The organism is Actinomadura chokoriensis (genome assembly GCF_041463665.1).
GTDB classification, from domain to species: Bacteria; Actinomycetota; Actinomycetes; order Streptosporangiales; family Streptosporangiaceae; genus Spirillospora; species Spirillospora chokoriensis_A.
In genome coordinates this window covers 459,786-484,448 of record NZ_JAXCEJ010000001.1, presented here as the reverse complement: position 1 = coordinate 484,448, position 24,663 = coordinate 459,786, and the positions used below count along the sequence as shown (strand labels likewise).

General features: G+C 71.8%; 19 protein-coding genes and 1 pseudogene. 16 read left to right on the top strand and 4 right to left on the bottom strand.

Annotated elements, in window-relative coordinates; all coding sequences use genetic code 11:
- Nucleotides 1-20: 20 nt before the first annotated feature.
- The 3 genes from SM418_RS02355 to SM418_RS02345 are packed head-to-tail and all read right to left on the bottom strand — an operon-like array spanning nt 21 to nt 3,973.
- Nucleotides 21-1,148, bottom strand: coding sequence for a response regulator receiver protein (locus SM418_RS02355; RefSeq protein WP_371938551.1), 1,128 nt, complete (start codon nt 1,146-1,148; stop codon nt 21-23).
- Complete coding sequence (locus SM418_RS02350; RefSeq protein ID WP_371938552.1) at nt 1,145-3,487, bottom strand: protein kinase domain-containing protein; 2,343 nt, start codon at nt 3,485-3,487, stop codon at nt 1,145-1,147. Before SM418_RS02350 ends, SM418_RS02355 begins: the two co-directional genes overlap by 4 nt.
- Before the next feature lie 12 nt (nt 3,488-3,499).
- Nucleotides 3,500-3,973: a DUF4282 domain-containing protein gene (locus SM418_RS02345; protein WP_371938553.1), complete on the bottom strand. Its 474-nt coding sequence runs from the start codon at nt 3,971-3,973 to the stop codon at nt 3,500-3,502.
- Between the two features lie 159 nt (nt 3,974-4,132).
- On the opposite strand from SM418_RS02345, the gene SM418_RS02340 reads away from it, so the two are divergent.
- The 15 genes and pseudogenes from SM418_RS02340 to mptB all read left to right on the top strand — a co-directional run.
- On the top strand, nt 4,133-4,804 hold the full coding sequence (locus SM418_RS02340; protein WP_371938554.1) for a hypothetical protein: 672 nt from the start codon (nt 4,133-4,135) through the stop codon (nt 4,802-4,804).
- A gap of 634 nt (nt 4,805-5,438) precedes the next feature.
- Nucleotides 5,439-7,058: a hypothetical protein gene (locus SM418_RS02335; RefSeq protein WP_371938555.1), complete on the top strand. Its 1,620-nt coding sequence runs from the start codon at nt 5,439-5,441 to the stop codon at nt 7,056-7,058.
- Between the two features lie 48 nt (nt 7,059-7,106).
- Entirely contained in the window at nt 7,107-7,781 is a 675-nt protein-coding gene (gene cpaB / locus SM418_RS02330) for a Flp pilus assembly protein CpaB (protein WP_371938556.1), read from the top strand.
- A 5-nt stretch (nt 7,782-7,786) separates the two neighbouring features.
- On the top strand, nt 7,787-9,355 hold the full coding sequence (locus SM418_RS02325; protein ID WP_371938557.1) for a CpaE/TadZ family protein: 1,569 nt from the start codon (nt 7,787-7,789) through the stop codon (nt 9,353-9,355).
- 4 nt (nt 9,356-9,359) lie between these two features.
- The gene (locus SM418_RS02320; RefSeq protein WP_371938558.1) at nt 9,360-9,758 is read left to right on the top strand and encodes a TadE family protein; all 399 of its coding nucleotides are present in this window, start codon (nt 9,360-9,362) and stop codon (nt 9,756-9,758) included.
- A 3-nt stretch (nt 9,759-9,761) separates the two neighbouring features.
- Nucleotides 9,762-11,090, top strand: coding sequence for a TadA family conjugal transfer-associated ATPase (locus tag SM418_RS02315; RefSeq protein WP_371938559.1), 1,329 nt, complete (start codon nt 9,762-9,764; stop codon nt 11,088-11,090).
- Complete coding sequence (locus SM418_RS02310; RefSeq protein ID WP_371938560.1) at nt 11,087-12,016, top strand: type II secretion system F family protein; 930 nt, start codon at nt 11,087-11,089, stop codon at nt 12,014-12,016. The genes SM418_RS02315 and SM418_RS02310 overlap by 4 nt, the downstream gene beginning before the upstream one ends.
- Before the next feature lie 7 nt (nt 12,017-12,023).
- Nucleotides 12,024-12,914 (top strand): type II secretion system F family protein, encoded by an 891-nt coding sequence (locus SM418_RS02305; RefSeq protein WP_371938561.1) that lies wholly within the window; start codon nt 12,024-12,026, stop codon nt 12,912-12,914.
- Nucleotides 12,895-14,121, top strand: a complete 1,227-nt coding sequence (locus tag SM418_RS02300) for a sensor histidine kinase (protein WP_371938562.1) — start codon at nt 12,895-12,897, stop codon at nt 14,119-14,121. The genes SM418_RS02305 and SM418_RS02300 overlap by 20 nt, the downstream gene beginning before the upstream one ends.
- 1 nt (nt 14,122) lies before the next feature.
- On the top strand, nt 14,123-14,836 hold the full coding sequence (locus SM418_RS02295) for a response regulator (RefSeq protein WP_371938563.1): 714 nt from the start codon (nt 14,123-14,125) through the stop codon (nt 14,834-14,836).
- 186 nt (nt 14,837-15,022) lie between these two features.
- A complete protein-coding gene (locus tag SM418_RS02290) occupies nt 15,023-15,247 on the top strand; it encodes a hypothetical protein (protein ID WP_371938564.1) in 225 nt (74 codons plus the stop codon).
- A 145-nt stretch (nt 15,248-15,392) separates the two neighbouring features.
- Nucleotides 15,393-16,967 (top strand): OmpA family protein, encoded by a 1,575-nt coding sequence (locus SM418_RS02285; RefSeq protein WP_371938565.1) that lies wholly within the window; start codon nt 15,393-15,395, stop codon nt 16,965-16,967.
- Nucleotides 16,964-18,469: an MptA/MptB family glycosyltransferase gene (locus tag SM418_RS02280; protein ID WP_371938566.1), complete on the top strand. Its 1,506-nt coding sequence runs from the start codon at nt 16,964-16,966 to the stop codon at nt 18,467-18,469. Before SM418_RS02285 ends, SM418_RS02280 begins: the two co-directional genes overlap by 4 nt.
- A 121-nt stretch (nt 18,470-18,590) precedes the next feature.
- Nucleotides 18,591-20,075 (top strand): hypothetical protein, encoded by a 1,485-nt coding sequence (locus SM418_RS02275; protein ID WP_371938567.1) that lies wholly within the window; start codon nt 18,591-18,593, stop codon nt 20,073-20,075.
- A pseudogene (mptB, locus tag SM418_RS02270) lies at nt 19,976-20,941 on the top strand (polyprenol phosphomannose-dependent alpha 1,6 mannosyltransferase MptB); the annotation flags it as partial. The gene SM418_RS02275 and the pseudogene mptB, both read left to right, overlap by 100 nt.
- Nucleotides 20,942-21,544: 603 nt before the next feature.
- Here mptB and SM418_RS02265 read toward each other — a convergent pair.
- The gene (locus tag SM418_RS02265; RefSeq protein ID WP_371966040.1) at nt 21,545-23,188 is read right to left on the bottom strand and encodes a serine/threonine-protein kinase; all 1,644 of its coding nucleotides are present in this window, start codon (nt 23,186-23,188) and stop codon (nt 21,545-21,547) included.
- Nucleotides 23,189-23,353: 165 nt separating this feature from the next.
- Between SM418_RS02265 and SM418_RS02260 the strand changes: the two genes are divergently transcribed.
- Entirely contained in the window at nt 23,354-24,580 is a 1,227-nt protein-coding gene (locus SM418_RS02260) for a C40 family peptidase (RefSeq protein WP_371938569.1), read from the top strand.
- Nucleotides 24,581-24,663 lie beyond the last annotated feature (83 nt).

Sequence of the window (24,663 nt, the reverse complement as noted above, 5' to 3'; positions counted from 1 at the left end):
TGATTCCGTCCCCCGGCATCTCAGTTATGACGCTCGCGATGGCGCTCGCGTTGCCCGGCCCGTCCCCTAGTCTGCCGTGACCGCGCCGAGACCGGCAGTTCGCGCACGCCGGGCTCCAGCCGCCACGCCACGTCCGAGCGGATCCCCGCGTCCGCCAGCCGGGCCCGCGCCGCCTCGAACGCCTCGCACCACTCCCGCTCCCGCTCGACGTCCACCCGCCGGTCGTCCTCGCTCTCGGCGGGACGCTCGCGGACCATCGACGCCCGGACGTGCGCGGCGTCCTCGACCCGCATCCGGACGCTGTGGTCGGGCCAGGCGCCCTTCGTCAGCGTCACGGTGCCGTCCTCGGCCGTCAGCGTCTCGAACCCGGCGTGGACCTCGTACCCCATGTCCTCGAACGCGGCGGTGATCGAGTCGAGAACGTACCGGCGCTCGGCCTCGGCCTGCTCGGCGGCGTCCCGCTCGGCCGCCAGCCGCCGCTCCCGCTCCCGCCGCTCCTCGGTGCGCCGGTTGGCGGCCTGGATCCGCAGCCGCACCTCCTGCAGGACGCCCTCGGCCTCCTCCGCCGTCCCGGCCCCGGCGAGCAGCCGGGCCGCCTCCGCGACGGCCCGCCGCTCGGCGTCCGCCGCGTCCGGCAGCAGCCGCGTGATGATCCGTTCGAGGTCGCGCCGGACGTCGTCGGCGCCGGGCGGGGGCGTCCTCGGGGACGCGACGTCGGCCTGCAGGCCCTCGGCGGGGGCGGCGAAGATCTGCGTGCTGACCTGGGCGGCGAGGTGCTCGGACAGGTGCCGCTCGGCCTCGTCCAGGGCACGGTCGGTGGCCGCGCACCAGGCGGTCAGCTCGTCGGGGCCCTGCTCGTCCGGCCGCAGCGGCTCGGGCAGCGGCACCTCCGCGCCGATCTTCGCGCGGGTCTCGGCGAGCGCCGCGATGCGCGCGTTGCGCTCCACCACCTCGCGCAGGGCGCTCTCGTGCGACTCCACCTCGGCGAGCGCGGCCGCCCGCGCCTCGGCCCGCCCGGCGGCGAGCGCGGCGAGGGCCTCCGCGCCGCGCCCGGCCAGCCCTGCGCCGCGCCCGAGCACCCGGTTCATGCCGAGGCTGAGCACCACCGCCGCGTCCAGCGCGATGTCCGCGTCGATCCCGCTGCTCAAGAAGATCCTCCGATCGTGCGTGCCTGCCGCCAGCGGTGCAGCCGCACACCCGCCGCCACGGCGTGCGCGGCGGGGACGGCGATCAGGACGAGAAGCCAGAGCAGGCTCGCGATCGACGTCAGCGCCGCGAGCAGGAGCAGCAGGAGGAGCAGCGGGAGCGTCACGGCGATCAGCAGGACGCCGCAGCCGCGCCGCCCGGTCCGCCGCGTGGCGCCCGACATCGTCTGGGACGCCTTCGACAACCCGCGACTGCTCGCCCCTAGGAAACCCGACAGCATCGACCACGGGCCGTAGAGGAGATAGTCCTTGCCCTGCGCGCGCGCGACGAGGACTTCGCTGCCGCACTGCACCGCCCAGGCGAGCAGCGACACGACGGCCAGCGTGCCGAAGGAGAAGCCCGCCGAAGAACTGTGCACGCCGACGGACGCGGTCCCGCCGTCGCTGCCGCCGCCGAACAGGGAACCGACCGCCCAGCTGCCGATGAGCCAGAAGAACAGCACCGGCAACGTCCACAGGACGGCCTTGGCGGTGGCCGCGTTGCGTCCGGCGAGCCGCTGCCGTTCCCGCTCGGCCCACTGCGCCCGCAGCTCCTCGTCGCGCTGCTCGGCGGTGCGCCGGTCGCGTGCCCGGGACTCGCTCTCCAGGACGGCCTCGGGCGCGGCGCGCGCCACCGCGAGGAGCCGCAGCGGATCGGCGCCGGCCCCGTCCGCCATCCAGGTGAACCACGGTGCCGGATCGGAGACAGTCTCGCGCGCCCGAGCCGCGCCCTCCGCGATCAGCCGGTCCGTCTCCGCAGGACGCGCCGCCAGGGCGAGCAGCGTCAGCAGCACGGCGGGCGGCTCCTCCGCCTCCGCGTCCGGCAGCCGCCGCGCCGTCCCCGGCGGCATGGTGTCCTGCTCGCGCAGCCAGCGGACGAGGTCGTTCCACGCCGCAACGTGAGCGCGCCACTGGTCGTCGACCCGGGCGAGCTCCTCGGCACCCTCGAAACCCGCCAGGACGTGCAGCAGATGGTGCTCCCACAGCGCCCGGCCGATGAGGCGGGCCGTGCGGTGATCGGGGTGGCGGTGGTCGCCGGCCAGCGCGGCCAGCCCGTGCAGATCGTCACCGGTGACCCGGCGGCCCAGGAAGTGGGGGGGGAGCGCCGGATCCAGCCACCGCACGAGATGCAGCAGCTTCACGTCCGGTGGCAGCCTCGTCATGAGGTAGCCGTCGATGAGACCGATGCGGCTGTCGTCCGGCACGGCCGCGAGCCAATCCCGCAGGCTCCGCCATGCCTCGCCCGACTCGCCGCGTCCGAAGAAGTACTGCGCGGCGTGATCCCAGTTCTCGACAAGCGCGCGCGCCAGTTCGTCCCTTCTGCTGTAGCGGCGGCCCTTGAAGGGGAGGCCGCTACCCGCCTCGGGTTGCGCGCTCTCCTCGGCGACTGGAGGCGAGCCTCCGTCCAGCCACTGCCGGACCTGCTCGCCCGTCCACCTTCTGCGCGGATCCCGCGTCAGCAGCCCGCGGCACAGCATCCGCAGCCTCGGGTCGGGGACATCGTCCGCGCTGACCGGGCGCGTCGCCAGATGGTCGACCACCACGGTCTCGCTCAGCCCCTGGAACGGCGCCCGTCCCGTCGCCAGCTCCCGGACGATCATGCCGAGCGACCACCAGTCCCGCGCCGGCGACACCTGGCCGGACAGCGACTCCGGCGCCGCGTACGCCAGCGTCCGCGACGACGAGGCGAACACCATGCTCTGGTCGAGGACCTTGCTCAGCCCGAAGTCGGCGATCGCCAGCCGCAACGGCCCGGTCCCCAGCACCAGGACGTTCTCCGGCTTGAGATCCCGGTGGACGATCCCGGCCCGGTGCAGCGCCGCCAGGCCCGCCGCGAGCTGGGCCGCGACCTCGTGCACCGCCCCGTCGGGGAGCGGGCCCGCCTGCATCAGCGCCCGCAGGTTGCCGTCCGGCACGTACGGGGTGATCTCGTAGTCGCGCCCGTCCGCGTGCCCGGTCTCCAGGATGCGCAGGACGTTCGGCGAGTCGAGCGCGGGCAGCTTCGCCCAGACGTCCCGGTCCGCGCGGTAGCCGCGGCGGAAGATCTTCACCACGTACTCGTCGCCCCGCGCGTCCCGGACCAGCAGCAGGTCGGACTCGGCGCCCTGGACCGGCAGCTCCGCGACGGTCGCGTACCGCTCGCCGAGCACCGCGGGGAGCCGCATCAGCGAATCGCCGGCCGCCGCCCCGTCCCGCGTCGTGTCCGCCGCCGTCCGCGGCCCGGGCACCCGCGCGCCGTCGCGCCGCGTCGCCCCGGCGTCCCGCCGCGTGTCCCGCGGCGGCGTCCCGTCGAACTCGCCCACCAGCAGCCCCGTCTAGACCTTGTCCTTGATGATCCGCAGATACTCGGCCTGCTTGAAGCGGACCACCACCGCCTCCATGAAGATGCGGACGAACAGCATCTGGAAGAACCAGACCAGCGGCGTGGCGATGATCAGCAGGACGGCCACGGCCCAGTAGAAGTCCAGGGAGATGATCCAGATCGCGAACCCGACGAGGGCGAGGCACTCCAGGGTGACCATGACCATCGACAGGACGTAGAAGAGCTTGAGCAGTTTCGGGGTCACCAGCGAGTCGAAGTTGGCGTCCAGGAGGGCGCCCAGCAGGCCCTTGTCGGTTCGCTCGGGCGGAACCCACCCCTGCTGCTCCTGCGGGACACCCGGGCTCGGCGGGCGCGGGCCGGGAATGGGGCCCGGCTGCGGCGGACCCGGCGGCCCGCCATACGGGCCTCCTGGCGGACCGGGCGCCTGCGGGCGCGGTGGGTGGCCGGGGTCCGAAGGATTCGTCATCGCCGTCGTCTCCAGTGTGGGGCCGCTACAAGAAGACTCTAGAGCCTGCCCTCCGCCCGGCGCTGGACGGACGCCGTCGCATTCGGCGTACGCGGCGGGGTCTGCTAGCGTCACGCGCTACCGTCCCGCCGAAATCCGATCGCATGTGGGTGGACCCAAATGGCTCGTCGTGGATTCGCCATCGTCTGTGCCCTGAGTGTGCTCCTCAGCGGATGCGGTGGTGATTCGAGCGACAAGGACGCGAAGACCTCCGCTTCTCCGGGGACGCCGTCCCAGGGGGCGCCTTCTCAGGAGGCGCCGTCCGCCGCGGCAGGTTCCGGCGGCACGCGACTCGGCGGCGGGAAGAGCGGGATCTCGCTCGAACTCCCCAAGGGCTGGAAGGAAGTCGATCCGACGACCGACTCCTCGGCGGTGGTGAAGACCTCCTACGGCCTGACCGGTGAACGGGGCTCGCTGACCAAGCAGCTCCTCTCCATGCAGCGCGGGCAGGGCACCGTGTTCGCGATCGACGGATCGGTCTCCTCGGGATTCGCGCCGCATCTGTCCGCCGGCTGCGACAGCGGTGGCCTCACCGGATCTTCCCTGGAGCAGTTGAAGAAGAAGCAGCAGGCCCTGGAACCGAGTTCGCGCATCACCGATGTCACGGTGAGCGGCAAGCCCGCTTACCGGGCGACCTACTCTTCGGCGAAGTCGGACGGCTCCTCGGTCGACGGCATTACGGTACGCGTCCCGATCTCCGCAGAGCGTTACTGCTTCGTGAAAATAGAGGCGGAAAAGGGCGGGCTCCCCGCGCAGGCGGAGCAAATTGTGGCTTCGTTCGCCCTCGCTTGACGAAGTCGCGCCGCACCCCGGCACGACTCCGCGGTGCACTGATCCGCTCTGCTCGCGAGAGCGACGATCCCGGACCCGGCCGCGGTCACACGTTGAGGTGAGCGCGCCCTGCGCGACCGGTGTCCTCGGCCCGCCGCGGCGGGCTACCGCCGCCCGATTCCGCGCGCACCGGGCCCATGCATTCTTTCTCGCGGATGTCCAGGGCCCTGGGGCCCAAAAACGAGGCCGAAAGTGGACTTGGGGCCGGACTCTCGATATCTGCGATGATCTTGGGAGGAGGGACTGGCACGTTCCATGACGCAGCTGAGGAAGCACCGCAGTGGCCGATGACACGGCAGCGCCCGGCGCGGAACACTCCGCGCCGATGTTCGCACAGGTCAGCGCGCTGGCATGAGAAATCTTCGGCAGATCTGGCGGGGCCGTGAACCGGTAGTATTCCGGCAGCGTCCAAGAATGCGATACTCACGGGTTAAGCACGGTTCACCAGTTGGAAGGGTTACTCGCTTGAGCGCTGACAACTGTGGTGGCTATCGTCAATACCGCCTTATTGAGAGCAATGCGGTGACGGTTTCGCCTGTGCTGTACGAGCGGGGAGGGATCGGCTCGGCAGGGCTGCGAACCATGCGGAGTCGCTGTGACTGAGGTCGTGCTGGTCGGTGATATCCCCAGTACCGGCATCCTGCAAACGAGTGCGGCCCACCGCTTCGGCCACCCGCCCGGCCCCGAGGCGACGTCGGCGTTCATCGACCTGGTGAAAGAGGCGCTGCGGCGGAGCGGGGCCGTGGTCGTGCTGTATCCCGCGTGGCGGGCCGCGCACGGGGAGCGCCTCGTGCGCCTCGCCAGGGCGGCGCTCTTCACCGACCGGATCGCCGGGATCCAGCTCGCGCTGCCCCCGCTCGCGCTGTCGCTGGTCGCAGACCAGCTCGCCTTCGTCTCCATGCACGTCCGGCCTGGTCTGCTCGCCGGCCTCGCCCCGCGGCTGGCGGACGCCCTCTACGCCGGTGCCTGGGTCAACAGCGTCGCCAACCTCGAGCACATCAAGACCGGCCTGGGCAAGCACGTCGCCTCGTACCTGCCTGGAGCGTTCTCCGTCTCGGCCGCGCCCGACGAGGGCGTGCACCGGATCACCGCGGCGCAGCCCGTGCAAGTGATCACCCGGCGTCCGCCCGCCCCCGTCCTGCTGATCCTCACGCAGGCCAACGGCGACCTCGAATGGCTGCGTGAGCGGCTCCAGCCCGCGCTCGGCGCAGTGTCGGTGACGGCCGTCGCCGAGCAGCCCCTCACGCCCGCCTTCTGGGGAACCAAGAAGTACGTCGAGTACGTGGCGTTCAGCGGCCACCCGAGGGCCCTGCACGAACTGCTGAGCGCGACGATCTGCCGGCCCTGCGCATGGTGCGGGGAGCCGACCGCCACCCCCCAGTGCGCCTTCTGCGCGATGGCCCAGCCCGAGCCGGAGGCGGCTTCCGCGCCGCCGGGCGGCGCCTCCTGGGCGCCCGCGCCCGGCCACGATCCAGGGGGCGCCCCGCCGCCGGAGCCGCCACCGCGGTCCGCCCCGGCGCAGCCCGTCCCGCCGGAGCGGCCGCCCGAGACCAGGCCGCCGGCGACGCGGCCGCAGCCTCCGCCGACACCTCCGGAACCGACACGCTCGGAACCGACACGCTCGGAACCGACACGCTCGGACCGGACACGGTCGGAACCGACACGGTCGGAACCTGCGCCGCCGGAACCGACACGGCCGGAACCCGCACGGCCCCCCGGCCCGGAACCGGCGAGGGCGCCGGAGGTCCTCGCCGCCCCTCACCCCGAGCGATCCGACCCCCGCGAGCCCGCTCCCGCGCCGCCCGCTCCCGCCCCCGCCGCCCCCGCCGCCCCCGCCGCTCCCGCGGAGACCGCCAACGACCCCTCGCCCACGCAGGAACCGTCGCCGCGGACGCGGCGCACGCCCATGCCGAACGGCCGCGCGTCCGCCCACACGCTCAACGTCCGGCACCCGGGCACGGTCCCGCCGGACGGCGTCGTCGGGTGGATCTCGCTCGAGACGGGCGCGGCCGAAGCGGGACCGGCCGGCGACGCGCCGGCGGGAGGCGTGCCCCCGTCAGGGGCGACGTCCGGCATCCCCCCGTCCGCGCCGCCGGCGAACGGCTCGCCGCCGGCGAACGGCTCGGCGCCGGAGCAGACCGCCGACGAGGACTGGCCGTTCCGACCGGGGACGGTCCGGTTCCGCTCGTCCCCTACCAACGACGCGCTGTCGTAGCAGAAACGGAGTCCCATGAACCCGCGCCAGCGACGTGGAGTCCTGCTGATGATCCTTGCCGCGGTCGGCTCGATCGTGGTCTTCGTCGGCATCGTCGGATACGTGGGCGATGTGCGGGCGGAGGTCGGGGTCAAGACGGACGTTCTGCAGCTCAAGCAGCCGGTGCCCGCCTACACCCAGGTGACCGAGCCCATGCTGCAACGTGTCCAGGTACCGCGGAAGTGGACGCCGCAGACCATGGTCAGCGATGTCTCGCAGCTCACCGGCAAGGTCGCCGCCGCCGATCTCCCCCAGGGCGCCTACCTGCAGCAGGGGATGCTGGTCACCGCGCCCAACCTGCAACCGGGCCAGCGTGAGATCGCCATCATGATCGACGCCGAGACCGGGGTCGCGGGCAAGGTGCACGAGGGCATGGTCGTCGACATCTACGCGACCTACCAGGCCGCCGAAAGCAACCGGCAGACGTCGTGCGCCGCCCGCATCGTCAAGTCCGCGCGCGTCATCCAGATCGGCACCATCACGACGCAGGCCGATGACAAGAACGCGCAGGCGAAGAACCAGGTGGTCCCGGTGACGTTCGCGCTCAGCGCCGCCGACAGCCTGAAGCTCACCCGCGAGGAGAGCTTCGCCAACAAGATCCGCCTCGCGCTGATCGGCGGATCCGGGCTGGCCCCCGACGACGTGCGGCTCACCCCGGTCTGCACGACCATCCCGGCGAGGTGACGCAGATGACCATCCAGGTAGTGCTCGGCATCGGGGACCGCGAGGTCGCCACCACCCTCAACGGCCAGTTCCACGAGCTGCAGGACGTCGAGATCGTCGTGCTCGAGTCCGTCTCGGGCGACGTCATCAGCGCGGTCGGCGCCGTCCCGAACGTGGACGTCGTCCTGGTGCACCAGGACATCGGCCCGCTGCCCGCGCTGGACCTGATCCGCGAGCTGGTCGTGCGCCATCCTCAGCTCGCGGTCATCCTGATCGCCGAGGAGGCGACGGCGGAGACCTTCGCCGCCGCCATGGGCTCGGGCGCGCGCGGCGTGATCGGCAGCGAGCCGACCCTGGCGGAGCTGCAGAACCGGGTGGCCCAGGCGGCCGACTGGTCCCGGACGATGCGGCGGCACTTCGACTCCTCCGAGGCGGCCCCCGTCACCGGGCAGCTCGGCACGCTGGTGACGCTGTGCGGGGCCAAGGGCGGCACCGGGACGACGACGGTGGCGATACACCTGGCGATCGCACTGTCGGCCGCGGGCCGCCGGGTCTGCCTGGTCGACCTCGATCTGCAGGCGGGGGACGTCCCCGTCTACCTCGACGTGCAGCACCGGCACAGCGTCGCCGATCTGGCCGCCGCCTCCGACGGGCTGGACGGCGCGGTCGTCGCCGAGGCGCTGTTCGTGCACCCCGCCGGCCCGCACCTGCTGCTGTCCCCGCCGCACGGCGAGGACGCCGAGGAGATCTCGGCGCGGGCGGTCCGGCAGATCCTCACGGTGATCCGGTCCCGGTACGACGTGGTGGTCGTCGACTCCGGCAGCCAGGTCACCGAGGCCAACGCGATGGCGGTGGAGCTGGCCGACACGGTCGTGATCACCGCGACCCCGGACGTGCCCTCGATGCGCGGGAGCAAGCGGATGACCCGGATGTGGTCGCGCCTGCAGATCCGCAAGGAGGAGGACGTGTGGGTGCTGCTGACCCGGCACGACAAGCGCAACGAGATCCAGCCCGATCTGGCGCGCAAGATGGTCGGGTCGCCGCTGCTGAAGTCGACGGTCCCGGCGAACTTCCGGGCCCTGGAGGACGCGGCGAACACCGGGTCGCCGATGGCGGTCAAGAACGGCGAGTTCCGCAAGGCGGTCGGGCGGGTGGCCACCGAGCTGTCCCTGCTCGGCCCGGCGCCGCCGCAGCAGCCGCCGCGCGGCGGCCGGGACCGCGGCTCGGCGATGGTGGAGTTCGCCGCGATCGTGCCGCTCGTCGGCACGCTGCTCCTGCTGGTCTGGCAGGTCGTGATGATCGGGCTCACCTCGATGTACTCCAGCCACGCGGCCAACGAGGCCGCCCGGGCCGTGAACGTCATCGGCTACGACCAGCGCCCCACGCCGGAGGCGCTGGCCAACCGGGAGGAGGTGCGCCGCCGGGCCGTCGCCCGGGTGTCGGGGCCGTGGGCCGACCGGGAGCACCTGCACATCCAGGTCAGCGGCGGCTACGTCAAGGTCACCATCGACTGCCCCGCCGTGCTGCCCGGATGGCGGACGCCGTTCGGCATCTCCACCAAATCCAAGATCGTCGACGAGCGGGACGGGGAGTGAGGACATGGGCGAGCGCTCCCGCGCGGGTCACCGCGCCGGCCGCCCGGCGGCGGACGCCGGCGCCGCCGCGGTCGAGTTCGCCGCCGTCCTGCCGCTGGTCCTGATGATCATTTTCCTGGCGTTCCAGGCGTACATGGCCTCGACGACGGTGGAGCGCGTCGAGAACGCGGCGCGCACCGGCGCGCGCGAGGCCAGCAAGCGGATGGACGCCGGCGCCTGCCAGCGGTGGGCGCAGAACGCCATGCCGTCCTGGCTGAACGACTACTCGATCCAGGGCGGGCCGACGACGGTGAACGGCGGCGACGCCGTCTACTGCCGGGTCAGGGCCCAGGTCCCGGTGATCTGGAAGGGGATTCCCTTGGACTTCGGCGTCACCCGTACCGTCACCATGCCGCTGGGGTGACCGATGGCGCTCAAGGATCGACTCGAAGAGGACCGGTCGTCGTCCGAGCGGACCGGCCGCAACACCGTGGGCCACTGGCGCGCGCGGCTGCTGGAGGAGATCAACCTCGACGAGCTGGCCGCGCTGTCCATGACGCAGCGGCGGGCCCGGCTGGAGAAGGTCACCGGCCTGCTCATCACCCGCGAGGGCCCGGTGCTGGCCGCCGGGGAGCGGGCGAACCTGATCCGCCGGGTGGTGGACGAGGCGCTCGGGCTCGGGGTGCTGGAGCCCTTGCTGGCCGACCCGTCCGTCACCGAGATCATGGTGAACGGCCCGGACCACGTGTTCGTGGAGCGGGCCGGCCGGGTGCAGCGGCTGGAGAACGGGTTCGCCAGCGAGGACCAGCTCTACCAGACCATCGACCGGATCGTCGCGCAGGTGAACCGGCGGGTGGACGAGTCCAGCCCGATGGTGGACGCGCGGCTGCCGACCGGCGAGCGCGTCAACGTCATCATCCCGCCGCTGTCGCTGATCGGCCCGATCCTGACGATCCGGCGGTTCCCCCGCGCGTACACGATCGAGCAGCTCACGGCGATGGGCTCGATGGACCCGGCGACGGGCATGCTGCTGGCCTCCTTCGTCCGGGCCCGGCTCAACATCGTGATCTCCGGCGGTACCGGCACCGGGAAGACGACGATGCTGAACGCGCTGTCGGCGTTCGTCCCGGAGTGGGAGCGCATCGTCACGATCGAGGACTCCGCGGAGCTCCAGCTGAAGCAGGAGCACGTGATCCCGCTGGAGTCGCGCCCGCCGAACATCGAGGGCAAGGGCCAGATCACGATCCGCGACCTGGTCCGCAACGCGCTGCGCATGCGCCCGGACCGCATCATCGTCGGTGAGGTCCGCGGCGGCGAGACCCTGGACATGCTGCAGGCGATGAACACCGGTCACGACGGGTCGCTGGTGACGGTGCACGCCAACTCCGTCGAGGACACCATCTACCGGCTGCAGACCCTGGCGAGCATGAGCGACGTCAAGCTGCCGTTCGAGGCGATCCGCGACCAGATCAACAGCGCGGTCGACGTGATCGTCCAGCTCAGCCGCGGGCCGGACGGGACGCGCCGCATCACCGAGGTCGCCGTGGTGGCCTCCCGAAACCGGGAGGCGTTCGCGCTGCGCAGCGTCATGCACTTCAAGTCCCGCCCGATCGGCCCGGACCGGGTCGTCCGGGGCGACTTCCAGCCCCATGCGCTGCCGAAGGACCTCGCCAACCGGCTTTTCCACGCGGGGGAGAGCATGCCGCCGGTCTTCGGCGTCAGCGACGACCCCGCCGAGATCAGGGAGGTCTCGTGAGCCTCTCGCTCCCCGCCATCCTGCTGATCCTCGCCGCCACGCTGGCGGTCGCGGTGTGGGCGGTCGGCGACCTCGCCACCGGCTTCGAGCGGCGCCGCCGCCTCGCGGCCCGGTCCGCGCTCGCCGAGGACCGGGCGCTCGGCGGGCTGCGCGACCGGCTGGACATCGCGTTGCGCCGCACCGAGTTCGGCAAGGCCCTCGCCCGCCGCATCGCCGCGTCCGGGCTGCGCATCCGGGTGTCGACGTTCCTGCTGCTGATGGTGGTCGGCTCGGGCGCCGCGATCTTCCTGATCGGCGAGTGGATGGCGCCCCTGTTCGGGGTGCTGGCCGCGGCCGGCGTCGCCTGGTCGTTCTTCGCCTTCCTCGGCCGCCGCGAGGAGCGGCGCAAGGAGGCGTTCATCGCGCAGCTGCCCGACCTCGCGCGGGTGCTGTCGAACGCCACGAACGCCGGCCTCGTCCTGCGCACCGCCATCGAGATCGCGGCGGACGAGCTCGACGACCCGGCGCACACCGAGCTCGGCCGCACCGCCGACGCGCTGCGGCTCGGCCAGTCGCTGGAGGACGCGCTGCGCGACCTCGCCGAACGGCTGCCGTCCCGGGAACTGGGGGTGCTGGTCAGCACGCTGGTGGTGTCGTCCAGGGCCGGCGGTTCGCTGGTCACCGCGCTGCGCACGATCGCGTCCACGCTGGAGGAGCGCAAGGAGATCCGCCGCGAGGTCAAGACGATCATGGGCGAGGCGGTGGTCAGCAACTGGGCCATCGGCGTCCTCGGCCTCGGCTCGATCGTGATGGTCAACCTCATCCAGCCGGGCGCGCTGCGCGCCATGAGCGGGCACATCATCGGGCAGATCATCCTCGGCGTCGCCGCGATCTTCTTCACGCTGAGCCTGTTCATCATCCGCCGTATCACCCGGATCGACATTTGAGGTCGCGATGATGGTTCTCGGAATGGGGCTGGCGGGGGCGCTCTGCGTCGTCGCGGCCGTGTGGGGCTTCTCGCTCGCGCGCGCCGGGGAGCGGGTGGCGGCGTCGGCGGTGCCGGCGAAGCAGAAGTCGGCGAAGAAGAACGACGCCTTCATCCTCAACGTGATCGCCGACGTCGTCGGCCGGCCGTTCACCGGTCTCACGATGGAACTGCTCGCGCCGTGGCGGGCCGGCATCCGCAAGCGCATCGACGCGGCGGGACGGCCCGGCGGGATGACCGTCGAGTCCTACGCGCGCACGACCGCCGGGTACGTGGTCATGTTCGCCACGCTGGCGCTGCTGATGATCGCCATCGGGCAGCCGATCTTCGGGGTGCTCTGCCTCCTCGGCGCCCTGCAGAACGAGGGCGTCCTGCGCGGGCGGATGAACGCCCGGCAGGACACCATCCAGCGGACGCTGCCCGACTTCCTGGACGTGCTCGCCGTAACGGTGTCGGCCGGCCTCAGCTTCCGGGTGGCCCTCGGCCGGGTCGCGGGCAGCATGCCGGGGCCGCTGGCCGACGAGTTCATGGTCGCGCTGCGGCAGATGGAGCTCGGCACGTCCCGCCGCGAGGCGTTCGAGGATCTGCGCGAGCGCAACAACTCCGAAGCGCTGTCGTCGTTCGTCACCGCGCTCCTGCAGGCGGAGGAGCTCGGCGCGCCGCTGCAGACGGCGCTCATGGACATCAGCGCGGACATGCGGCGCGAGTCGTCGCAGTGGGCGAAGCGCAAGGCGCAGCGCACCACCCCGCAGATCACCGCGGTGAGCACGGCGCTCACCCTGCCCGCCGTGATGCTGCTCGTCCTTGGGGGCATGTTCTTCGGCTCGGGAGCGAACCTTGGTGGATTCTTCGGGAACTGAGCGCCGCGAGCGCGCGCGAGAGACGCTGCCCGACCGGGTCGGGGCGGCGTTCCAGCTGCTCATGCAGGTGCGGATGCTGGTCGCCGCGATCACGCTGCTGCTGATACCGCGGGACCGGCTCGTCCCGCAGGCGTTCGTGCTCGTGACGTGCATCGTCGTGCTGTCCTGGCTCGCGGCGAACCACTGGCAGCTGCTCGTCCCGTGGCTGGTCGCGCATCCGATCCTGCTGGCCCTGGACATCTGCGTGTCCTTCGCCGTCCTCGGCATCGGCGGGACGTCCGGGCCGTTCTTCCTGTCGACCGTCATCACCGCGGCCGTCGCCGGGCTGCTGTACCGGTGGCCGGGCGTCCTCGGCGTCAGCGTGATCCAGATCGTGCTCTACTACGGGACGCTGGCGTTCTCGCTGCAGAACGAGGCCGTCGTCCTGGACACCTTCCAGTCCGTGGTCGGGCAGCCCGCCTTCTACCCGCTGGCGGGGTTCGCCGGCGCCGCGCTGCGCCGGCTGTTCGACGAGCACTCCCGGGTGGAGGACGCGCACCGCCAGGCCGAGGTCGTGGCCGCCGCCGCGGAGGAGCGCGCCAGGCTCGCCAGGGAGATGCACGACTCGCTCGCGAAGACGCTGCGCGGCATCTCGCTCGCCGCGTCCACGCTGCCCGTCTGGATCCGCAAGGAGCCGTCGCGCGGCGTGGCGGAGGCCGAGCGCATCGCGGCCGCCGCGGAGATCGCCTCCCGGGAGGCCCGCACCCTGCTCGCCGAGCTGCGCGACCCGTCGGTGCTGCAGTCGCTGCGCCAGGCGGTCGACGAGAGGGCGCGCGCGTGGGCGGACGAGGCGGGCGTGCAGTTGACCCTGGAACTGGACGAGCGCGCCGAACTCCCGCCCCTGGCCCGCTACGAGGCGGTCGCGATCCTGTCGGAGACGCTGACCAACGTGGCGCGGCACGCCGAGGCCCGCTCGGTTCTGGTCCGCCTCGCGGTCGAGGGCGAGAGCGTCGTGTGCACCGTCCGCGACGACGGCAAGGGCTTCGAGGCCAAGGAGCTTCCCGTGCTCGCCCGCGACGGCCACTACGGGATGGTGGGGCTGCACGAGCGCGCCGCCCGGGTGGGCGGCACGGTGACGGTCCTGTCCGAGCTGGGCGGCGGTACCACCGTGACGGCCCGGCTGCCCCGAACGAGTCCCGCTGATGAACGTCTGGCCGAGGTGAGCTGAGTTGAACGTTCCGAGGATCATGGTGGTCGACGACAACCTGGTGGTGAGATCCGGGCTCATCTCGCTGCTGGAGGCCTCGGGGTTCGAGGTGGTCGGCGAGGCCGGCGACGGCCGCACCGCGCTGGACCTGGCGGCGGAGGTCGAGCCCGACCTCGTCCTCCTGGACGTGCAGATGCCGCTGATGGACGGCGTGACGGCCGTGAAGACGCTCAGCGCCACCACGCGCGTCATCATGCTGACCTACACCGACGACGACCGGGTGATCCGCGAGGCGATCGGGAACGGCGCCACGGGCTACCTGGTGCACGGCACGTTCTCCGCGGACGAACTCGCCGCGGCGGTGCGCGGGGCCATCAGCGGGGTGCACTCCCTGTCGCAGGCCGCCGTCTCCGCGCTCGTCGGCGGCCTCGGCGGCTCCACGGGCCAGGAGGCGGACCCGCCCGCGCCGCCGCCCGCGCCGGAAGCCGGGGCGCGGGCGGCGAACCGGCCTTTCGACGCCCCCGACACCGATCGCTACGGGCTGTCGGCCCGCGAGGCCGAGGTCATGCAGCTGATCGTGCAGGGCCATTCCAACGGGGAGATCGCGGGCCGGCTGTTCCTGGCGGAGAAGACCGTCAAGAACCATGTGAACCGCATCTACGCCAAGCTCGGGGTGACCTCGCGGGCGTCCGCGATCGCGTGCTGGCTCGGCACGGCCGGTTCGGAGGGCCGGTGACCTGCCCGCGCGGCGCCGGCCGGCCCGCGGGCGCCGGCCGCGGAAGCGGCAATGTGGGCTCCTGGGCCCAATGCCGATTGGGCCCTTATTTCGCGGTCAATTGGGCCGCCGGGCCCTGGGGTAAAGGCACTCGGCTCCCTAATGTTGTCATCAACGCGGAGGGACCAGAGAGCCAGGAGGCAGGAAATGAACCCCACGTACTTCTATGTGACCCTTCAGACTTTCGTGATGGACCGGGTCGACAAGATCCGGGAGGACCGGGAGCGCGGCGCGAGCCTCATCGAGTACGCGGCGCTTCTGGTTCTGGTCGGCGCGATCGTGGCGGCTCTGTACGCGGCCGGCATCATCAAGAAGCTCGACTCCGCGGTGAGCGGCGCCCTGACCAAGATCTTCGACGGCTCCGCGACCTGATCCGGGTTCCGCCTGCGAGAATCCGGTCGGGCTGCAAAGTAGGGCAACGGCGAAAGGAAACCCCCTCCTGGGCGGTTTCCTTTCGCCGTTGTTTGTTCTTGTTCTGTCAGGCGATTCGATGGCGGACGGATTAATGGATCAGTCAATGGGAGACAACAACCGGCGGCGTCCGGTGCGCGCGGCCGATGTCGTTGGCCGTGGCGTGCGGCTCTGCACGGTGGGGAGCGTGGCGTTCGCCCTCGTCCTGTCGGGCTGCAGCGACGGGGGAGGCGGCGGCAAGAGCAGTTCTCCGCCGCCGGGGGGCGGCGGCCAGAGCGGGGCGCCGGCCAAGGCCCTGCAGTCGCAGCCCATGGCCCACGCCGACGGTCCCGCGCACGCCGAGCTCCTGGCCTTGACACCGTCGGCGAACAACACCGTGACCCTGCGGATCCGCGTCGTCAACGACGGTCAGCAGCGAATCCGGCTCAGCGGCGCACTCGCCGACATGGGCAGGGAGAACCAGGTCGCGGGGCTGCTGGGCTCCGGCGGCATCGCGCTCATCGATGGCGTAGGCAACAAGATGTACCAACCGCTGTCGACGGGGGACGGCCATTGCCTGTGCAGTGACGTGGCGAACACGGAGGTGCAGCCAGGCAAGCCACAGGAGATGTACGCGGTCTTTCCCGCGCCACCGGTGAAGAACGTCATGGTGTGGGTGCCGCTGGCCACGCCCTTCACCGACGTGGCGATCCCGAGTGGCTCGGCGGGGCCCGCACCCGACCAGACCGTGGACCCCAAGACGGCGCAGCTGGGCCAGCCGGTCGTCCGGCCGCTGATCGGCACGTCCGAAGGGGACGTAGAGGCGATCGACCAGGAGGGCAACGACACCCGGGTGCGGCTGTCGGCCGACGTGCTGTTCGCCCTGAACAAGGCGGACCTGACGCCCCAGGCCGACGCCACGCTGCGGAAGGTGGCCAAGCAGATCGACGCGTCCCGCGGCACGACGGTGACCATCGACGGTTATACCGACAACTCCGGCAACGACGCCATCAACAACCCGCTGTCGCAGCGCCGCGCGCAGGCCGTCGAGGCGAAACTGAAGGGCCTGGTCACCCGGCAGGGCGTCACGTACAAGTCGGCCGGCCACGGCTCGGCCGACCCCGTCGCCGACAACGGGTCGGAGGAAGGGCGCCGCAAGAACCGTCGTGTCGCCGTGACGTTCGCGCGGCCACCGGAGCCCGCGCCGCCGACGCAGGCCGCGCCGCCGAGTTCGGCGACCTCGGGGGGCGCGCTCCCGATCGTCGGGTCCGTCCGGCCGAACATCCAGTCCTCCCAGGAACTGGACAGGGCGGCCAACGACCTGAAGCTGGACGTCAACCTCGTGCACCGGGGTTCGGGCGGGCTGGTCACCATGAACTGGACGATGACGAACATGGGCAAGAAGGAGATGGCCGTCGCCTCGGGGCTCGGGAAACCCCAGTCGTTGGAGTACTCGGCTCCCTCAACGAACGGCGCCCGGCTGCTCGACCCGGCGGAGAAGATGCGCTACTGGCCGGTGCGCAACAGCGAGGACTCCTGCCTGTGCACCCAGCTCGCCAACCACGCTCGCGGTGGTCTCAAGCCCCAGGAGAGCGTCACCTACACCGACGTTTACAACGTGCCGGCCGGCGTCACGTCCGTCGACGTCGAGCTGCCGTGGTTCAACAACACGATCGTGCTGAAGGGCCTTCCCATCAAGTGACCGCAGGGACGAGGGAACGGCGGCAGGACGAGCGGACAGGCCCGTCCGGCCGCCGGAGCCCTCGTCTCTCCGGGCCGGCGTCCACGGCCGCGATCGGTGCGAGCCTCACGGTGATCGCGATGATCGGCCTGCTCGGACCGTCGGCCGCGGTGGTGACGACCGACCACGACCCCTCGCTGCCCGGTCCCGCCCTGGGGGAGATGGGCACCACGCTGGTGCTTGCGGCGGCACTCGCCCTGGGTGCCTGCGGCCTGGCAGGCGGGGTCATGGCCGTGGGGCGCGGCTGGACGCCCGATCCACGTCGCCTGCTGGCCGGGGGCCTGGTGGCGGCGCTCGCTCTCGCGCTGCTCCCGGCCATGGGCTCGCACGACATGCTGAACTACGCGGCGTTCGGGCGGATCGCGAACCTCGGCCACAATCCGTTCACCATGAGCCCGGCCGACCTCCGCCAGTCCGGCGATCCGGTCGGCCGGTGGGTGACGGGGCCCTGGACGGACACGCCGTCGGTGTACGGGCCGCTCGCGACCCTCACCCAGACGGCGGCCTCCGCACTCGGCGGCGCCTCAATGGCGTGGACGGTGGCGTGGCTGAAGATCTGGAACTTCGTGATGTTCGCCGTCGCGGCGCTCGTCCTCCACCACCTCGCCGGACCGGACGCCGCGAGACGACTCCGGGTCCACCTGTTCTGGACCGCCAACCCGCTCGTCCTCTGGAACCTGGTGGCCTGCGGCCACATTGAGGGGCAGGCCGTTGGGTTCGGGGTCATCGCGCTCTGGACGCTGCGCGTCGCGTTGCGGCCCGGGAGTCCGCTGTGGCCCGCGGTCGCGTGCGGCCTCGCGCTCGGCGCCGCCGTGGCGGTGAAGGCGCCGTTCGTACTGCTGGGGATCGGTGTCGCCTGGGCGGCGCGGCGTTCGCCGCGGATACTGGCGGCGGTCGGCCTCAGTGCGGCGGCGGTCCTTCTCACCGGCTACCTGGCGACCGGGCCCGAGGCCATCACCGCCGTGCTGCAGCGGAGTGCCGACGCGTCGTGGATCACCTACTGGACGCTCTTTTCCGTGGCGGCCGGCGCGCCGCCGCCAGGCTGGATGCTGTCCTACGGGGCACTCGCGATCTCGGCCGGCGTGGCGGCGCTGATCCTGCGGTCCCTGCCCCGCCACGACCAGGGAGAGGAACGGGAGACCTCAGTCCGGGTCGGTGTCGCGGTTGTTCTCGGCTGGCTGCTCATCACTCCCGTCTACTACCCGTGGTACGAGGCGATGCTCGTCCCGCTGCTCGCGCTGTGGCCGGCGTCGCGCCTGGACGAGTTGACCCTGTGGAGGGCATTGCTCTCCACGCTCGCGTCCCTGCCGGGCGTCGTGATGGAATTCACCTCGCCCGCGACGAAGCAACTCGTCATCCTGATGGCCGGCCTGATCAATCCGACTGTGCTGTTCGTGGTGACCGTTGCATTCGTGGGGGCGCTGGCGCTGCGCCGCGTGAGAACACCTGGTCCCGGGGCCTAGGCCCGTGCTTGGGCCCGCGGACCCTGCCATTCGGGGGCGTCCGCGCCTAGCGTCGGGGACTATGCGTCCACTTGCACAGCGACGGTCGAGTGCCTCGGACGAGACCGATGCGGAAACCGATGTGAGCGCCGACGCCAACGCCGGAACGGAGATCGATTCCGGCACGGCGGATTCCGCGGAGGAAAAGCCGCTGGAATCACCGCGGCGCCTTTTCCGGCATCCCGGTATGGGCGCCGTGTTCGCGGCGGCGTGGGTCGTCTTCGGCTGTGCCATGGGATTCGGGCGGCTGAGCGACAACTCCTACTTCTGGCATCTGCGGACGGGCCGGTGGATTCTCGACCACGGATTCCCGGCGGGCGACCCGTTCTCCTACACGGCCCCGGAGGCCCACTGGGTCCTGCAGTCGTGGCTGGCGGAGGTGCTCTACGCCGGGCTCGACCGGCTGGCGGGCCCGATGGGTGTCCGCGTCCTGTGCGCGATCACCGGCGGGATCACCGCCTACCTGGCGTACCGGCTGGTACTGAGGATCGGCGGCGACCACGTCAAGGGCGTGTTCCTGAACGTCCCGGCGGTGCTCGCCACGGCGATGCTGTGGGGAGAGCGGCCGCTGTTCCTCGGGATCCTGGCGTTCCTGCTGCTGGTGTGGGTGGTCGAGCTGCCCGATTCGGGCCTCGGCCGCCGGCCGCTGATCTGGATCCCGCTGATCATCATGCTCTGGGCGAACGTGCACGGAAGCTGGGTGCTGGGCGGCGGATACCTCGTCCTGCACCTGCTCGGCCGATGGCTCGAAGGCAGTCCGCCGTGGCGCGGGCGTGAGCTCCGCCTGCTGCAGGGCTCGCTGATCGCCCTGGTCCTCTGCTTCGCCAACCCGTACGGCTACGAGATGGTGACTTTCCCCTTCCATCTGATGGGGATGAGCGACTTCCTGGCCAACGTCGCCGAATGGGGCTCCCCGGACTTCCGAACCCCGCAGGGCGCGCTGTTCGCCGCCTGGACGGCGGTCGTCGTCGGCGTCTTCGCGCTCGCGCCGAACCGGCCGTCCCGCCGCGACGTGGTGGTGGCGATCCCGTTCCTGCTGCTCGGGATGTGGGCGCTGCGCAACATCGCGGTCGCGCCCCTCGTCACGCTGCCCATCACCGCGCGGCTGCTGGCGCGCCCCCGGCCCGACCCGGGGCGCCGCACGAACTGGATGCTGATAGCGGCCATCGTCACCGCCGGATCGATCTGGGTCGGGAACCTCGCGACCAAGCCCAACTACGAGCTCGACGACTACCCGGTCGCGGCGATGCACGCCATGCAGGACCGCGGCCTGCTCGGACAGCGGCTTTTCACCTCGGACGTGTGGGGTGCCTACACGCTCCTGGAGTACTCGTCGAAGCAGAAGGTCTTCATCGACGACCGCTACGACATGTATCCCAAGAAGCTGCTGTTCGAGTATCTGGACGTGCTGAACGTCCAGCCGAACTGGGAGAAGGTCCTCGACGAGCACCGCGTCTCGGTCGTCATGTGGCACACCGAGCATCCGCTGACGCGGCTGCTCGACCTCAGCCCGCACTGGCAGCGCGTCTACCAGGACAAGACCGCCTCCGTGTACGTGCGGAAGTAGGGGACGTGCGGAGCCTCCTCACCTCGGGGCGCGGACTCGGCGCGGTGGCCGTCACGGCGATCGGCGCCTGCGTCTGCGTGATCACCGCGGCCGGCCTGTGGGGGCCGTCCGGCGCCGTCGTCACCACCGACAGCTGCCTGTGCCTGCTCGGGGCCCGGCCGTCCCCGTCGGCGCTCATCATCGCGCTGTGGCTCGCGCTGATCGCGGGGGCCTGCGGGACGATGGCGGGCCTCGCGGCGCTGCGGCGCGGCTGGCGTCCGCGGCCCCGTGTGCTCGCGGCGGGCGGGCTGCTGATCGCGGCCGTGTTCGTCCTGCTGCCCGCGATGGGCTCGTCCGACATGCTGAACTACGCGGCGTTCGGGCGGATGAGCGTCCTCGGGCACAGCCCCTACGAGATGACGCCCATCGAGTTGCGCCGGCTCGGTGACCCGATCGGGCTGCTGACGACGAAGTCGTGGGAGGACGCCCCGTCGGTGTACGGGCCGGTCGCGACCGCGACCGAATGGGCCGCGTCCCGCCTCGGCGGCACGTCCATGGCGTGGACGATCTTCTGGCTGAAGGTGTGGAACGGCGCGGCGTTCGCGCTCGGCGCGCTCGCCCTCGACCGGATGGCCGAGCGCGACCCGGCCCGCCGGGCCCGCGCGCACCTGCTCTGGACGCTGAACCCGCTGCTGCTCTGGCATCTGATCGGCGGCGGGCACGTCGACGGGCTGTGCGCGGGCCTCGCCATCGCGGCGCTGTGGGCGGGCCGGCGCGCGCTGCGGCCCGGTTCCCGGCCCGGCGCCGTGGGGTTCGGCGTCGCGGCCGGCGTGCTGCTCGGCGCGGCGGTCGGATCGAAGGCGCCGTTCGCGTTGCTCGGCCTCGGCATGGTGTGGGCGGCGCGGCGGTCGCCGTGGCCCGTCGCCGGTGGGGCGCTCGGCGCGTCGGCCGTGCTGGTCCCGGGGTACCTGGCGACGGGGCCGGAGGCGATCCGGGTCCTGGTGGCGCGCGGCGCGGACCCGTCCTGGATCGGCCCCTGGAAGATGATCATGATCGGGACGGGCGGACGGCCGCCGTCGTGGGTGCTGTCGTGGGGCGTCCTCGCGCTGACCGTCCTGGTGGCGGTGGTGTTCCTGCGCGGCCTCCTGCCGCGCGGCGGGGAGGCGCCGCCGCCGGACGTGCGCGTGGCGCTGGCGTTCGGGCTCGCCTGGACGGTGGTGTCGCCGGTCTACTTCCCCTGGTACGAGGCGATGCTCTTCCCGCTGGTCGCGCTCGTCCCGGCGTCCCGGCTGGACGGCATCGAGATCGGCCGGACGGCGGTCGCGTCCGTCGCGTCCGTCCCCGGGCTCGGCGTGGTCATCACCGCGCTGCCGATGCAGCTGACCGCCGCGATCACCGCGATGATCGTCACTCCGCTGGTGCTGCTCGTCACCGGGATCATGCTGGTCCACGGGAGCCTGGCCCGCTCCCGCCGGTCCGCGCGGGCCGGTTCAGGGCCGGTCGATCGCGACGTCGTCGAAGAAGGCGACGCTGGCCGGGGCCGCGTAGCCGCGTCCCGGACGGCCGGCGACCAGCCCGGAGTTCCCGGTGACGGGTCCCTCGGCAGAGGTTCCCTCGATGACCTTGTGACCGTCGACCCACACCTTGAGGCGAGTACCCTCCGCTGATGTCTCGCACAGCATCCGAAGCTGCACCGCGGCGCCGGGGCCCGTCGAGCTGGCCGCGGCGGGGGCCAGTTCGACGCGGTTCCTGCCCGCGGTCCGGCGGATGCCGACCCGGCCGTCGCGGGACAGCACGGCCTCGAACCGGGTGGTGCCATCGTTGCGGCAGTAGAGGCCGGCCTCGTCGTTCGGGTCCTGCGACACCACCCGCACCTTCGCGCTGACCATGATGTCCGCGGGCAGGCCGGGAGCGGGCGCGTCCTGAGTCCCGAACTCGTCCGTCGAGTTCTGGGAGATCGTGTAGCCGCCGTTCTCGTAGCGGTGGAAGTAGTCGTTGACCCCGCCCTCGTCCCACCCCTTGGACCTGTCGGAGAACCCGTCGCCGAAGAGGTGCTCGTCCGCCGCGGGCGGAGCGTCGCCTGCGCCGTCGCCGCCGGTGAGCATGAAGGCGGTGGCGGCGATCGCGGCGGTCGCGCACAGGCCCGTCACCGCCCAGGCGACGCGGCGCCGGCCCGCCGTGCGCCAGAGCCCGGCGCTGCGGAGCGTCGTCAGGAGGGTGCGCCCGTCCCGTGGCCGGACGTGCCGCCCGCGCGCCGGCCCGGACCGGTGGTTCGCCGCGGGCGGCAGCGTCATGTACCGCGCCGCCTCCTCGGCGTCCGGCTTCCCGGTGAGCATCCGCAGCAGCTCGGACGCGTCCGGGCGCCGCGCCGGGTCCTTCGCCGTCGCGCGCGAGACGATGCGGCGCAGGCCGGGTTCGAGGCGGTCGAGCCGCGGCTCGTCGTGGACCGTTCGGTACAGGACCTCGCCGACGTTGTCGCCCGGGAACGGCGGCTGGCCCGTCGCCGCCCACACCACGACGCAGCCCCAGGTGAACACGTCCGCGGCCGTGGTGATCGGCCGGCCGATGAGCCCCTCGGGCGCCATGAACGACGGCGTGCCCATCGTCTCGCCCGTCTGCGTCATCCGGCTGTCGGTCCCCAGCGTCTGCGCGATGCCGAAGTCGATGACGCGCGGCCCGTACGGCGACAGCAGGATGTTCGCCGGCTTCAGGTCGCGGTGCACCACCCCGGCGCCGTGGATGGCCGACAGCGCCGCCGCCACCCCCACCGCGAGCGCCTCCAGGTCGGCGCCGCGCAGCGGGCCGTTCTCCGTCACCGTGTCCTCGAGCGTGCGGCCCGCGATGTACTCGGTGACGACGTAGAGCCGCTCCCCGTCGACATCGGCGTCCAGCACGGGCGCCGTGCAGAATGGCCGGACCTTCCGGGCGGCCTTCACCTCGCGCCGGAACCGTTCCCGGAATTCCGGCCGCGCGGACAGCTTCGGATGAATTTCCTTGATGGCGACCTTGCCGCCCCCATCGTCTTCGGCGAGGTAGACCGTGCCCATTCCGCCGGAGCCGAGGACGTTCAGCAGACGGTAGCGTCCAAGCCGTTCTCCGGGACGGCGCGTGCCGTCCGCGCTCACCGAGGACATGGCGCCGACCGTAGCCATCGCCCGCCGGGGATCGCAAGGCGCCCCCCGTCCGGATGCGCCGGAACGCCGGTGTTTATGGGCCCCTGGGCCCTGGCTGCCCTCCTGACCATCCGTCTAGGGTCCCTTAAGGAAAGTCGTGATCGACGCCGTAGGGGTGTGACGGGGATGCTGCAGCGGCTCAGGTCCGGTCGGCGCCGGAACGGGGACACCGGCGCCGCCACTTCCACGGTCATCGTGGGAATGGCATTGCTGCTCGTGGCCGGGCTCCTGTTGTTCAGCCGGGTGGCGCACGCGAACGATTTGCGGACGAAAGCGCAAACCGGCGCGGACGCCGCCGCGCTCGGCACTCTCACGCCCTTGCGGGACCAGGCGGTCGCCATGGCGCTGCAGGGAATCGACCCTGGTGGCGCCGGCTACTGGATGGTGACCGGATCCGCGAACGACCACGCCAAGGCCTACGCGAACAAGAACGACTCCCAACTCGTCGGCGACGCGCACCTGACCGGGATGCTCGGCAACACCGCTCGGGTCAAGACCCGGACCAACGACTGCCAGCTCAAGCGCAAGGAAGAGCTGACCGACAAGGAGAAGGACGACCTCAAGAACCGCCGCAACCTGTGCACCGACACCGGCGGCAAGCAGGGGATCGGCCGCTTCGGCACCGCGACGGCGACCGCGAAGCTCTACTACCCCACCTGCTACTACCGGCCCGATGATTTGCTGGAGAACCCGGCGGACCCGGCGGGTGGCGTGATGAGCGGCAAGCTGATGTGCCGCGAATCTGGGGGCAACGAAGTCGAGGCCTTCCCTAACGGGAATCGCGATGCGGTCGAGCGCCTCTTCCGGGTCCGCCTCGTCGACCGCGAGGACCCGATCCAGTACACCGGTCTCCCGGACGGGCTGGGGCCGGCGGGCGGCGGTCCCGCCACAGTCTCCGAATGCATCAAGACGGGCAAGAAGCCCGATGACTCCTTGACGTTCGGCGAGCGGGTCGTCGCCTGGGCGCTCTGCTGGCGGGGCACCCCGTACTCGTGGGGCGGCGGCACTTACAGCGGGCCCAGTTACGGGATCTGTTGCTCTCCCGGCGGATACAGCGGTACAAAAACCCTGGGATTCGACTGCAGTGGTCTCACTCTCTATGCCGTCTACCAGGCATCTCACGGGAAGATCGCGCTCGGGCACTACACCGGCTCCCAGGTGGACGACCGCCGGGGCACCGTGGTCCAGACGAATGCCCTCAAACCTGGCGACCTGCTCTTCTTCGGTTCGCCGACCCCCCACCACGTCGCCATCTATTACGGCGATAACCAGATGGTCGAGGCACCGCAGACCGGCGACGTGGTGAAGATCTCCCCGCTTCGGTCGCCGTCCGCCGCGCGCCGATTCGGCTGACCCGGCCTCCCCACATTCCGGGGACCCAGGCGAGGGGCCCATCGGCGGGCCTCCCACTGGGCCCCGGGAGGGGACCCGGGACT